Raw genomic sequence first — 12,157 nt, forward strand, 5'->3', positions numbered from 1 at the left:
GGCCAGTAGAGTGACGGCATGCCGTTGCCCACGGAGCTCGTACGAGACTTCGTGAACACCTTCGACGTCGAAGCCCAGGCGGACGAGCTGTCCTCCCCCGCCGACCTGGCCCTGTGGCTGCGCGAGCGCGGCCTGGCAGGCCCGCGCGACCGTGCCTCCGACGACGACCTGCACACCGCCCACGCCCTGCGTGAGGGCCTCAGAGCGGCACTCAGACGGCGCCCGGCCGAGCGTTCGCCCGAGCGCCTGTCCGAGCGACCGGCGCAACAAAGGCGACCGGCCGAGCTTCCCTCGCTGCCCCTCCTCGTCACCCTCGACGCCGACGGCGGCCCCCGGCTGACCCCTGCGGCCACCGGCGTGGCGGGCGGCCTGGCGCGCATCGCCGCGGCGGCAGTGGCCGCGTCGTGGGACCGGCTCAAGGTGTGCGCGGAGGAAAGCTGTCGGTGGGCGTTCATCGACTCGTCGAAGAACCGTTCCCGCTCGTGGTGTTCCATGCGTGTATGCGGCAACCGCACCAAGACGCGGGCTTACCGGGCGAGGAAGCGGGGTTCGCGTCGTCTCCAAGGCTCAAACACCGATACGGTGTAACTCGTGCCTTGTGGCATGGACGGCAGGCGAAGGAGCGGGCCGAGATGGCAGACGTAGGCGTCCGGGCGGCCCGGCGCGAGGATGTTCTCCAGGTTGCGAACACTCAGATCCGCGCCTGGCGCTACGGCTATCGGGACTTCCTCCCCGAGGGCCCACTCGAGCAGATGACCGGCGCGGCGGCGGAGAAGATGTGGCTGCGCCAGTGGGACGAGGCGATCGTCGCCCCGCCCTCCCCCATGCATCGGGTGCTGGTGGCGGTGGAGACGATCCTCGACACCGAGGGCTTTCCCGCGCTGGGCGCGGGCGGCGCCGGAGCCGCCCTCGTGACCCCGCGCGGCGGTGAGCGCGTGGTGGGGCTGGCTTCCCACGCCCCCGCGGAGGACCCCGACCTCGACCCCGGGGTGGCGGCCGAGATGCTGACGTTGCTGGTCGACCCGGACTTCGTCCGCAGGGGCCATGGCAGCCGGCTGCTCAACGCCACGGTCGACTATCTTCGTGACGACGGGTTCCGGCAGATCGTCACCTGGGTGTTCGCCGACAACTACGCGGTGCTCGGCTTCCTGGAGTCGGCGGGCTGGGGTGAGGACATGGCCGAACGCGTCCTCGACATGGGTCGTCCGATCCGGATGGTCAGACTCACCACCGACATCAGCTAGAGGTTCAAGCAGGACATGGCAACCCCTTCCCAGTGGATCGCCGGCGCTCGCCCCCGCACCCTTCCCAACGCCGTCGTGCCGGTCATGGTCGGCACGGGCGTGGCGATCGGCGAAGGCGGTTTCGTGTGGTGGCGGGCGGTGCTGGCCCTGTTCGTGGCGCTGTCGCTGCAGATCGGCGTCAACTACGCCAACGACTACAGCGACGGCGTGCGCGGCACCGACGACCAGCGGGTCGGGCCGATGCGGCTGGTGGGCTCGCGGGCGGCCACCCCGCGCGAGGTGCTGACGGCCGCGCTCGGCTCGTTCGCGCTCGCGGCGGTGCTGGGGCTCGTGCTCGTCGTCGTCACGCGGGCCTGGTGGGTGCTGCTGGTGGGCGCGGCGGCGATCGCGGCCGCCTGGTTCTACACCGGCGGCAAGCACCCGTACGGTTATCGCGGGCTCGGCGAGGTGGCCGTGTTCGTGTTCTTCGGCATCGTCCCCGTGATGGGCACGGCCTACGTGCAGACGGAGCACCTGAGCTGGGCGGCGCTGATCGCCTCGATCCCGGTGGGGCTGCTGTCGTGCTCGATGCTGGTGGTCAACAACCTGCGCGACGTCGGCACCGACGGGCAGGCGGGCAAGCGCACGCTGGCGGTGCTGCTGGGCGCCGAGCGCACCCGTACGCTCTACGTGGCCTGCCAGATCGTGCCGTTCGTGGTGGCGCTGGCGATGATCCCCATCACGCCCTGGGCGGCCCTGGTGCTGCTCGCGGCGCCGCTGGCGGTCTCCCCCATCAGGGCGGTGCTGAGCAAGGCGGTGGGCCCGGCCCTGATCGCGGTGCTGCAGCAGACGGGCAAGCTGCAACTGGCGTACGGGTTCCTCTTCGCGGTGGGTCTGGCGATCATCTTCTAGCCGTCTTCTACAGTGGGACGGTGAAGGAATTCATCGCCGGTCTGCCCAAGTGCGAGCTGCACCTGCACATCGAGGGCACGCTGGAGCCGGAGCTCAAGTTCGAGCTGGCCGCCCGCAACGGGCTGGAGCTGCCGTACGCGACCGTCGAGGAGATGCGGGCCGCCTACACCTTCGACAGCCTCTCGTCCTTCCTGACGATCTACTACGAGGGCATGCGGGTGCTGCGCACCGAGCCCGACTTCTACGACCTGGCGATGGCCTACCTGCGTAAGGCCGCCGAGCAGAACGTCCGCTATGCCGAGATCTTCTTCGACCCCCAGGCGCACACCTCGCGCGGCGTGCCGTTCGACGTGGTGATCAGGGGGCTGCGGCGGGCGCTGATGGACGCGCACGCCCAGCTCGGCGTGCGGGCCCAGCTCATCATGTGCTTCCTGCGCGACTTCCAGGCCGAGTACGCGATGGCGACGCTGCTGGAGTCGCTGCCGTACAAGGAGTGGATCGTCGGGGTCGGGCTCGACTCCGACGAGAAGGGCAACCCGCCGGCCAAGTTCGCCGCGGTCTACGAGCGGGCCAGGCAGGAGGGCTACCTGCTGACCATGCACTGCGACGTGGACCAGGACGACGCGATCGAGCACATCCGCCAGGCCGTCGAGGAGATCGGCGTCGACCGGATCGACCACGGCGTCAACATTCTTGAGGACCAGCGGCTGGTGGAGGTGGTGCTGGCTCGCGGCACGGGGCTGACCTGCTGCCCGGTGTCCAACGGCTACGTCACCGACTCGATGAAGGCCGAGGGCATCCGCAAGCTGATGGACCTGGGCGTGCGGGTGACGATCAACTCCGACGATCCGGCCTACTTCGCCGCCTACGTACAGGAGAACATCGAGGCCCTGCAGGACTCCCTCCAGCTCAGCCGCGAGGAGCTGGCGCAACTGCAGCGCAACGCCTTCGAGATCACCTGGCTGCCGCGCCACGTCAAGGACGCCTACCTGACAGAGATCGACGCCTACCTCTCGTGAGCGTCCCGCCGAACCGCTAGCCTGGAGGTCTCGAAGGCAAGGCCCCAGTGACCCCCGACGCAGCGATCGCGAGGGATCGTGGCAGATCGGCCCAGGGTGTCCACGGACATCGAGGAGTTCGAGCGGGCACTCGCTGAGTGCGTCGCCATCGCCGGACGGGCGATGCCCGGCCCGACCGCGCCCGTCTCACCCCTGACCGGGCCGACCGCGCCCGTCTCATCCCCGACCGCAGCCGAGGCGACGATCGCCGCCTCGGCGATGCCCTGCTCGCCGATGCTGAGCGTCGTGCTGTGCTCCGCGGACGGTCTGCGCACCGCGGCCGCGTCCCACGCGCGGGCCAGGCTCTTCGACGACCTGCAGACGGCCGTCGGACAGGGGCCCGTGCTCGACACGATCGGCAGCGGGCGGTCCGTGACGACCCGCGACCTGGCCGCCGACTCCCGCTGGTCGAAGTTCGCCCAGCAGGCGCCGGAGATCCGCACGGTGCACTGTGAGCCGCTGGAGTCGGAGGGGACGCTGCTCGGCGCGTTCACGCTCTACTCAGAGGACGACGGCTCCCCCGACGCCACCGTTCTCACCGCCACGCAACCGGACGCCACAGAACCGGACTCCACAGAACCGAACGCCGCCGAACCGAACGCCGGAGGACTCGCCGCCACCATGCTCGCCATGCGGGTCAGCGCCGCCCACGTCGGCGTCCTCTACCGTACGACGCTGGAAGCGGCCAGGATGCGTGAGGTGGCGGCCCAGCTCAAGGAGGCGCTCACCACGCGCGCGATCATCGACCAGGCCCTCGGCATCGTCATGGCGCAGCGCCGGTGCACCGCGCAGCACGCGTTCGAGCTGCTGCGGCACGTCTCCCAGGACCGGAACGTCAAGCTGCACCAGCTCGCCGCCTCCATCGTGGAGCAGGTCAGCGGCGAGCCGGCCCAGCGCTCCCGCTTCGAGGAGCCGCCACCGCACATCACCAGCCGCACCGTCCGCGAGCCGTCGTGACAACGGCGCACGCTAGGGACGGCGGCGCATCACCACGCGCGGGGCGATCTCGATGCCGAGCTCCCGTTCGTGCTCGACCAGCGCCCGCAGCTGCGGCCCCCACTCGGCCTCGGGCATCGGGGTGAAGCCGTGGCGCGCGTACCAGGGCGCGTTCCACGGCACGTCGCGGTACGTCGTCAGCGTCACGCCCGGCGCACCGGCCGCCCGCGCGTGGTCGATGACGGCTGTCACCAGCCGCCCGCCGATGCCCTGGCGCATGCTCTCGGGACGGACGGCGAGCTGATCGAGGTGGAGGCCGCCGTCGACCCAGCCGATCAGCGCGAACCCGTCGGGCGGCTCGCCCTCGACCAGCACGGCGCCTGGGCCGGCCGCCTCTTCGATCATGGTGGTCCCGGGCGGGAAGACGATGCCCACCTGCTCGAACAGCCGGTCGGCGGCCAGCTCTATGGAGACCAGCCCGGGAAGTTCGTCCGCTCGCGCCCATCGCACCATGGCGACACGATCTCATTTTTCCGGACGAGCTCGCCGCTCATATTAGGGTTGAAGATCGTAGGCCTGGCTGTGCGGAGCCGGGACCCTCTCCTCACCACGTGCCCACGGCCGAGTACGGACGTGGGCACGTCGTGTTGAGAGGCGAAAAGGCCGCGTCAGAGGTCGAGCAGCGGCTCAAGGCCGAGGGTCAGGCCGGGCAGCTCGCGCACCCTGCGCACGCCGAGCAGCACGCCCGGCGTGAACGCCGACCTGCTCATCGTGTCGTGCCTGATGGTGAGGATCTCGCCGTCGCCGCCGAGCAGCACCTCCTGGTGCGCGATCAGCCCGGACAGGCGCACCGCGTGGACGTGCACGCCGCCGACGTCGGCCCCGCGCGCGCCGTCAAGCGCGGTGCTGGTCGCGTCGGGCATCGCCCCGGCCCCGGCCTTGGCGCGCGCCTCGTAGATCAGCTCGGCGGTGCGCCGGGCCGTGCCGGAGGGCGCGTCAGCCTTGTTGGGGTGGTGCAGCTCGATGATCTCGGCCGACTCGAAGTAGCGGGCCGCCTGCTGGGCGAAGTGCATCATGAGCACGGCGGCGATGCCGAAGTTGGGGGCGATGAGGCAGTTGGTGCCGGGACTCGCGGCCAGCCAGCCGCGCACGGTCTCCAGGCGGCCCTCGTCGAACCCGGTCGTGCCCACCACGGGATGCACGCCGTGGCCGATCGCCCAATCGAGGTTGCCCATGACCACGTCGGGATGGGTGAAGTCGACCACCACCTCGGCGCCCTGGAGCCCCTCGATGGAGTCGTCCTTGTCGAGCGCGGCCACCAACTCCATGTCGGTGGCCGCCTCGACCGCCTTGCACACCTCGACGCCCACGCGCCCCTGGGCGCCGAGCACACCTACCCTGATCACAGGGCGAGCCTATCCCAACCGGCGCGGGCCGCCGTTCACGCGATGGCGTCGGAGAAGTCCTTGTCGCCGTACGGGCCGATCACGGCCAGCGTGAGCGGCCGGTTGAGCACGTCGCGGGCGACCTCGGAGATCTCCTCAGGGGTGACGGCCTCGATGCGGGCCAGCACCTCGTCGACCGACATCAGCTCGTCGTAGACCAGCTCGTTCTTGCCGATGCGCGACATGCGCGAGCCGGTGTCCTCAAGACCGAGCACGAGCCCGCCACGCATCTGGCCCTTGCCGCGCATGATCTCGTCGGCGGTGATGCCCTCGGTGATCACCCTGGCCACCTCGTCCCGGCAGATCTTGAGCACGTCGTCGATCTTGGACGGCAGGCAGCCCACGTAGATGCCGAACTGGCCGGTGTCGGCGTAGGCCGAGGTGTAGCTGTAGGCGGAGTAGGCCAGGCCGCGCTTCTCCCTGATCTCCTGGAAGAGCCGGGACGACATGCCGCCGCCGAGCGCCGCGTTGAGCACGCCCAGCGCGAAGCGGCGGTCGTCGGTGCGGGCCAGGCCGGTCGTGCCGAGCACCAGGTTGGCCTGCTCGGTGGGCCGGTCGAGCACCGCCAGGCGGGAGCCGGACGTGGCGCCGGGGCCGCTGGTGCGCGGCGGCGCGAACTCGGCAGGACCGGTCAGCGCCCCCGCCCGCTCATAGGCCCTGGCCACCAGCTCGACGACCTCTTCGTGCCGGATGTTGCCCGCCACGGACACCACCGTGCAACGAGGCCGGTAGTAGCGGTGGTAGTACTCGGCGATCCGCTCGCGCCCGAGGGCGTTGATCGAGTCGACCGTGCCCAGGATGGGCCGGCCGATCGGCGAGTCGCCGTAGAGGGCGGCGGCGAACTGCTCGTGCACCACGTCGGAGGGATCGTCGTCGTGCATGGCGATCTCTTCGAGGATCACACCCCGCTCGGACTCGACGTCCTCGGCGGTCACCAGCGAGCTGGTCACCACGTCCGCGAGCACGTCGACCGCGACCGGCAGGTCCTCGTCGAGGACCCGCGCGTAGTAGCAGGTGTACTCCTTCGCGGTGAAGGCGTTGATCTCACCGCCGATGCCCTCGATGCTGGCGGAAATCTCCATCGCGTCGCGCGTCGGGGTGCCCTTGAACAGCAGGTGTTCGAGGAAGTGCGTGGCCCCCATGTGCTCGGGGGCCTCGTCACGCGAGCCGATGCCGACCCACATGCCGACCGCGACGCTGCGCACGGTCGGCATGGTCTCGGTCACCACGCGCAGCCCACCCGGGAGGACGGTGCGCCTCACCACCCCGGCTCCGTCCTTGCCGGGGTGGAGCGTGGTCGTCGTCACGAGTTCCGGTCGTCCCCATCGGAGCGGGTGTTACGCACGCGCGTACGGGTGCGCCGGGGCCGCTCGGACCGCTCCTCGCCGGCCGGAGCCGCCTCGGACGGGGCCGGAGCGTCGGAGTCGTCGCCGTCGGCGCCCTTGGCCTCCTTCTCGGCGGCCTCCTTCTCGATGACCTCGACCGGCACCAGGGAGAGCTTGCCCCGGCCGTCGATCTCGGCGATCTCGACCTGGATCTTCTCGCCGACGCCCATGACGTCCTCGACGTTCTCGATCCGCTTGCCGCCGTGCAGCTTGCGGATCTGCGAGACGTGCAGCAGACCGTCCTTGCCGGGCATGAGCGAGATGAACGCGCCGAACGCGGCGATCTTCACGACCGTGCCCAGGTAGCGCTCGCCGACCTCCGGCATGTGCGGGTTGGCGATCGCGTTGATCGCCGAACGGGCGGCCTCGGCGGCGGGCCCGTCGGTGGCGCCGATGTAGATCGTGCCGTCGTCCTCGATGGTGATCTCGGCACCCGTGTCGTCCTGGATCTGGTTGATCATCTTGCCCTTCGGGCCGATGACCTCGCCGATCTTGTCGACCGGGACCTTGATGGTGATGATGCGCGGCGCGGTCGGGTTCATCTCCGCCGGAGAGTCGATCGCCTCCTGCATCACGTCGAGGATCGCCAGGCGGGCGCCCTTGGCCTGCTTGAGCGCGGCGGCCAGCACGCTGGCGGGGATGCCGTCGAGCTTGGTGTCGAGCTGCAGGGCGGTGATGACGTCCTTGGTGCCGGCGACCTTGAAGTCCATGTCGCCCATGGCGTCCTCGGCGCCGAGGATGTCGGTCAGCGTGACGTAGTTGTCACCCTCGCCGATCAGACCCATCGCGATGCCCGCGACCATCTCCTTGAGCGGCACACCGGCGTCGAGCAGCGCCATGGTGGAGGCGCAGACCGAGCCCATCGAGGTGGAGCCGTTGGAGCCGAGCGCCTCGGAGACCTGCCGGATCGCGTAGGGGAACTCCTCACGCGTGGGCAGCACCGGGATCAGCGCCCGCTCGGCCAGCGCGCCGTGACCGATCTCGCGGCGCTTGGGCGAGCCCACTCGGCCGGTCTCACCGGTGGAGTAGGGCGGGAAGTTGTAGTTGTGCATGTAGCGCTTGGTCCGCTCGGGGTTGAGCGTGTCGATGACCTGCTCCATGCGCAGCATGTTGAGGGTGGTGATGCCCATGATCTGGGTCTCACCGCGCTCGAACAGGGCCGAGCCGTGCACGCGAGGCACCACGTGGACCTCCGCCGACAGGGCGCGGATGTCCTTGGTGCCGCGGCCGTCGATGCGGATGCCCTCCTTGACGACCCGCTCGCGCATGAGCTTCTTCATCACCGAGCGGAAGGCGCCGGAGATCTCCTTCTCGCGGCCCTCGAACTCGGGCAGGAGCTTCTCGGCGGCCAGCGCCTTGACCTTCTCCAGCTCGGTCTCGCGCTCCTGCTTGCCGGCGATGGTCAGCGCGGCGGCCAGCTCGTTCTTGACCGCGGCCTCGACCGCGTTGAGCACGTCGTCCTGGTATTCCAGGAAGACCGGGTATTCGGCCGTCTCCTTGGCCGCCACCTGCGCGATGCGCGACTGCGCCTCGCACAGCACCTTGATGAAGGGCTTGGCGGCGTCGAGGCCCTGCGCGACAGTCTCCTCGGTGGGCGCGACCGCGCCCTCGGCGACCAGCTTGAGCGTGTCCTTGGTGGACTCGGCCTCGACCATCATGATCGCGACGTCGCCGTCGTCGAGCACGCGGCCCGCCACGACCATGTCGAACGTGGCCCGCTCCAGCTCGTGGTGCGTCGGGAAGGCCACCCACTGGCCGTCGATCAGCGCGACGCGCACGCCGCCGATCGGGCCGGAGAAGGGCAGGCCGGCCAGCTGCGTCGACAGGGACGCGGCGTTGATGGCGACCACGTCGTAGAGGTGGTCGGGGTTGAGCGCCATGACCGTGGCCACGACCTGGATCTCGTTGCGCAGGCCCTTGACGAACGACGGGCGCAGCGGCCGGTCGATCAGCCGGCAGGTGAGGATGGCGTCCTCGGAGGGACGGCCCTCACGGCGGAAGAACGAGCCGGGGATGCGGCCCGCGGCGTACATGCGCTCTTCGACGTCGACCGTGAGCGGGAAGAAGTCGAACTGTTCCTTCGGAGACTTCGACGCGGTGGTGGCGGAGAGCACCATCGTGTCGCTGTCGAGATAGGCGACGGCGGAGCCCGCCGCCTGGCGCGCGAGGCGACCGGTCTCGAACCGGATCGTGCGCGTGCCGAATGAGCCGTTGTCTATGACGGCTTCAGCAGTGTGGACACCCTCCACGGGGGACCTCCTTGTGGTCGGTCTCCCGCGCCCTTTTCTCACCGGCACCCTCGTTAGGTGCAGCGCCGGTCTTCGATCGAAGCGCCCGGTCAAGTGTGTTTGTTACCGGAAGCCACTACCGAGGACCGGCCCGCAGGCGTCGCGGGTCGCATGGTGCTGAGCGGACGCGGGGGCTGTGTGTCTCGGATCTTCAGTTGTACGTCAAGCGCGGGGCGGTTTTCAGCTCGCCACGCCTCCTGACCGTATGGGGTTCTACCCCAATATGAGAAGGGAGCGGCGCGAGCGCCGCTCCCTTTCAGACTATCGGCGCAGGCCGAGCCGCTCGATGAGCGTACGGTAGCGCTGGATGTCGACCTTCTGCAGGTACTTCAGCAGGCGGCGCCGGCGCCCGACGAGCAGCAGCAGACCACGACGGCTGTGGTGGTCGTGCTTGTGCGTCTTCAGGTGCTCGGTCAGCTCGCTGATGCGCTTGCTGAGCAGCGCGATCTGCACCTCGGGCGACCCGGTGTCGCCGTCGGCCGTCGCGTACTCCTCGATGATGGTCTTCTTGGCAGCGGTGTCGAGGGACACGGCTCTCCTTCGATCTACGGACACGCGCGAATGTGATGTGAAAGCGCGAACGACCGTGCGTGCCTACAGTCGCCGCGTGAAGGCCGTCATGGGCAGCGCGCAGCACCGCCGCTACAGAGCCGACATGCAAGGTTACCACCAAGCGTCCAGTGCTCGGGCGGGGTCGCGACGTGCCCGCGTACAGAGGGCTTACACGGGTCAGGGCGGGGTCAGTTCGTCAGACGGCGGGTGGCCTCCACGTCGGCGTGGATCTGGTCGATCAGCGCCTCGATCGAGTCGAAGCGGGTGTTGCCGCGCAGCCGCGCGGCGAACTCCACGGCCACGTGCACGCCGTAGAGCTCCAGGTCGTCGCGGTCGAGCGCGTACGCCTCCACCGTGCGCGGCACGCCCTCGAACGTCGGGTTGGTGCCGACCGAGATCGCCGCCGGCCAGCGCTCCCCCTCGTAGAGAGCGGGCAGGTTGGCCATCGGGACGCACTCCATCCACCCGGCGTAGACCCCGTCGGCGGGAATGGCGGTGTGCTGCGGCGTCTCGACGTTGGCGGTGGGGAAGCCGAGCTGGCGCCCGCGCTGGTAGCCGCGGACGACGACGCCCTCCACACGGTGCGGCCGGCCGAGCTGCCGCGCGGCGCCCTCCACGTCTCCGGTGGCGATCCGCTCACGGATCGAGGTGGCGGAGACGTCGTCGAGGCGGGGCACGGTCTCGACCTCGAAGTCGTATTTATCGCCCAGCGTCCTCAATATCTCCACGCCGCTGCCTTCGTCGTGGCCGAACCTGAATTGCTCCCCCACCACCACGACGACCGCCCGCAGCCGCTCGGCCAGGACGTTCCGCACGAACTCACCAGGATCCGCCGCACCCGGCAGATCCGGCACCACGTCGACCTCGTCGACGCCGAGCCCGGTCAGCAACTCGGCCCTGCGCCGCGGGCCGGTCAGCACCTGCGGCCGCGCCCCTCGCCGCCCCGCCTCGTCGGGCCGCTCGAACACGACCGCCACGGCACGCAGCCCACGCTCACGCGCGACGGCGACAGCCCGCTCGGCCACCCGACGGTGCCCGCGGTGAACCCCGTCGAACACGCCGATGGTGACGACAGACCTCTCCGAACCCTGCACGCCCCGGCCCCACATTCGCTCGTTCCCGGATCAACGCGTACAAGCCTGCCATGCGCTCCGGCATTCCCTCCAATCGAGGGGGCTATCATCGGGCATCATGCCTCGTTACGCGCTACTGATCCTGCCTGCCTTCAACCGGGTCTACGGAGAGAGCTCCGTCCGGCTGACCCGTAACGAGCTGGCCGTCTTCAGCGCGCGGGCCCTCGGCAATCAGGTGCTGAGCAGCGACGAGACGCGGATCGGCGGCGTCCCCTACGTGACGTTCGAGACCGCCGGGCCGCTGAGCGAGGCGGACGTCGCGCTGCTGTCCGACCTCTCCTCCGTCTACGCCGTCTTCGGGATGGAGGGCGAGTTGCTCAGGCCGCTGGCCATGAGTCCGCGCGACCGGCTCAGCAGCGACCTGATCACGATCCAGAAATACGCCGGCAAGACCAACGAGCACTTCACCAAGCTGCTGCTCAACGTCACGGCGCTGGCCCGCGACGAGGGGATGGGCGGGCGGTTGTCGGTGTTCGACCCGATGTGCGGGCGCGGCACCACCCTCAACCAGGCCCTCATGTACGGCTACGACGCTTACGGCATCGACGTGGACAGCAAGGACTTCGAGGCCTACACCGGCTTCTTCAAGACGTGGCTGCGCAACAAGCGGCTCAAGCACACGGCGGAGATCGTGCCGGTGCGCCGCGAGCGGGCCCTGGTCGGCCGCCGCTTCAATGCCACCTTCGGCCTGTCGAAGGAGGCGGTCAAGGCGGGCGACACGCAGCGCCTGACCGTGGTCAACGCCGACACCCTCAAGAGCCGCGACTTCTTCAGGCCGCGCTCGTTCGACATCGTGGCGACGGACGCGCCGTACGGTGTCCAGCACGGCAGCAAGGGCGGCGGCGGGCTGTCCCGCAGCCCGCTGGAGCTGCTCGGCCGGGCGGTGCCGGTCTGGGCCGAGCTGCTGCGCCCCGGCGGCGCGATGGGCATCGCCTGGAACACCTACGGGGGCAAGAGCTCCGAGCTGGCCAGGATCCTCACGGACGCGGGCCTTGAGGTGATGGACTATCCCGACTTCGAGCACTGGGTGGATCAGGCGATCGTGCGCGACATCATCGTGGCCCGCAAGCCCCACTGACCGGCGGCTGGCAATCCAGAAGAGAAGCGGCTGGCGGCTGGCGATCCACAGAAAAAGCGACCGCCGACCGGCGATCTGCGGTTGCCGACCGGCGATCCGCGGCTGGCGGCCGGCGATCGGCGATCGGCGGAACGTCTGTCAGTGGGC

General features: G+C 69.8%; 12 protein-coding genes. 6 read left to right on the forward strand and 6 right to left on the reverse strand.

Going from position 1 to position 12,157, the window contains the following annotated elements; all coding sequences use genetic code 11:
- Positions 1 to 18 precede the first annotated feature (18 nt).
- The 5 genes from AB0C27_RS04275 (at position 19) to AB0C27_RS04295 (ending at position 4,150) form a co-directional block, all read left to right on the forward strand.
- Entirely contained in the window at positions 19 to 588 is a 570-nt protein-coding gene (locus AB0C27_RS04275; protein ID WP_357837563.1) for a CGNR zinc finger domain-containing protein, read from the forward strand.
- A gap of 44 nt (positions 589 to 632) precedes the next feature.
- The gene (locus tag AB0C27_RS04280; RefSeq protein ID WP_346110147.1) at positions 633 to 1,244 is read left to right on the forward strand and encodes a GNAT family N-acetyltransferase; all 612 of its coding nucleotides are present in this window, start codon (positions 633 to 635) and stop codon (positions 1,242 to 1,244) included.
- A gap of 15 nt (positions 1,245 to 1,259) precedes the next feature.
- The gene (locus tag AB0C27_RS04285; RefSeq protein WP_357837566.1) at positions 1,260 to 2,135 is read left to right on the forward strand and encodes a 1,4-dihydroxy-2-naphthoate polyprenyltransferase; all 876 of its coding nucleotides are present in this window, start codon (positions 1,260 to 1,262) and stop codon (positions 2,133 to 2,135) included.
- Between the two features lie 20 nt (positions 2,136 to 2,155).
- Positions 2,156 to 3,154, forward strand: a complete 999-nt coding sequence (locus AB0C27_RS04290) for an adenosine deaminase (RefSeq protein ID WP_357837569.1) — start codon at positions 2,156 to 2,158, stop codon at positions 3,152 to 3,154.
- 78 nt (positions 3,155 to 3,232) lie between these two features.
- Complete coding sequence (locus AB0C27_RS04295; protein ID WP_357837572.1) at positions 3,233 to 4,150, forward strand: GAF and ANTAR domain-containing protein; 918 nt, start codon at positions 3,233 to 3,235, stop codon at positions 4,148 to 4,150.
- 12 nt (positions 4,151 to 4,162) lie between these two features.
- Here the strand turns inward: AB0C27_RS04295 and AB0C27_RS04300 are convergent, their stop codons facing one another.
- The 6 genes from AB0C27_RS04300 to AB0C27_RS04325 all read right to left on the reverse strand — a co-directional run bounded on the left by AB0C27_RS04300 (position 4,163) and on the right by AB0C27_RS04325 (position 10,908).
- A complete protein-coding gene (locus AB0C27_RS04300) occupies positions 4,163 to 4,642 on the reverse strand; it encodes a GNAT family N-acetyltransferase (RefSeq protein WP_357837575.1) in 480 nt (159 codons plus the stop codon).
- 155 nt (positions 4,643 to 4,797) lie between these two features.
- A complete protein-coding gene (gene dapB / locus AB0C27_RS04305; protein ID WP_357837578.1) occupies positions 4,798 to 5,535 on the reverse strand; it encodes a 4-hydroxy-tetrahydrodipicolinate reductase in 738 nt (245 codons plus the stop codon).
- Between the two features lie 35 nt (positions 5,536 to 5,570).
- A complete protein-coding gene (locus AB0C27_RS04310; RefSeq protein ID WP_357837581.1) occupies positions 5,571 to 6,881 on the reverse strand; it encodes a pitrilysin family protein in 1,311 nt (436 codons plus the stop codon).
- A complete protein-coding gene (locus tag AB0C27_RS04315) occupies positions 6,878 to 9,208 on the reverse strand; it encodes a polyribonucleotide nucleotidyltransferase (protein ID WP_357837584.1) in 2,331 nt (776 codons plus the stop codon). The genes AB0C27_RS04310 and AB0C27_RS04315 overlap by 4 nt, the downstream gene beginning before the upstream one ends.
- 300 nt (positions 9,209 to 9,508) lie before the next feature.
- On the reverse strand, positions 9,509 to 9,778 hold the full coding sequence (rpsO, locus tag AB0C27_RS04320; protein WP_106235181.1) for a 30S ribosomal protein S15: 270 nt from the start codon (positions 9,776 to 9,778) through the stop codon (positions 9,509 to 9,511).
- A gap of 209 nt (positions 9,779 to 9,987) precedes the next feature.
- A complete protein-coding gene (locus AB0C27_RS04325; protein ID WP_357837587.1) occupies positions 9,988 to 10,908 on the reverse strand; it encodes a bifunctional riboflavin kinase/FAD synthetase in 921 nt (306 codons plus the stop codon).
- An 82-nt stretch (positions 10,909 to 10,990) separates the two neighbouring features.
- Here AB0C27_RS04325 and AB0C27_RS04330 point away from each other — a divergent pair, with 82 nt between their 5' ends.
- Complete coding sequence (locus AB0C27_RS04330; RefSeq protein WP_357837589.1) at positions 10,991 to 12,010, forward strand: SAM-dependent methyltransferase; 1,020 nt, start codon at positions 10,991 to 10,993, stop codon at positions 12,008 to 12,010.
- The last annotated feature ends 147 nt before the right edge of the window (positions 12,011 to 12,157 follow it).

Source organism: Nonomuraea sp. NPDC048882 (assembly GCF_040649755.1).
Taxonomy (GTDB): Bacteria; Actinomycetota; Actinomycetes; order Streptosporangiales; family Streptosporangiaceae; genus Nonomuraea; species Nonomuraea maheshkhaliensis.

What these genes read in the sequence shown, in the direction of transcription:
- AB0C27_RS04275 (WP_357837563.1), top strand. Translation starts at nt 19, where the DNA reads ATGCCGTTGCCCACGGAGCTCGTACGAGACTTCGTGAACACCTTCGAC.
- AB0C27_RS04280 (WP_346110147.1), top strand. Translation starts at nt 633, where the DNA reads ATGGCAGACGTAGGCGTCCGGGCGGCCCGGCGCGAGGATGTTCTCCAG.
- AB0C27_RS04285 (WP_357837566.1), top strand. Translation starts at nt 1,260, where the DNA reads ATGGCAACCCCTTCCCAGTGGATCGCCGGCGCTCGCCCCCGCACCCTT.
- AB0C27_RS04300 (WP_357837575.1), bottom strand. Translation starts at nt 4,642, where the DNA reads ATGGTGCGATGGGCGCGAGCGGACGAACTTCCCGGGCTGGTCTCCATA.
- AB0C27_RS04325 (WP_357837587.1), bottom strand. Translation starts at nt 10,908, where the DNA reads ATGTGGGGCCGGGGCGTGCAGGGTTCGGAGAGGTCTGTCGTCACCATC.
- AB0C27_RS04330 (WP_357837589.1), top strand. Translation starts at nt 10,991, where the DNA reads ATGCCTCGTTACGCGCTACTGATCCTGCCTGCCTTCAACCGGGTCTAC.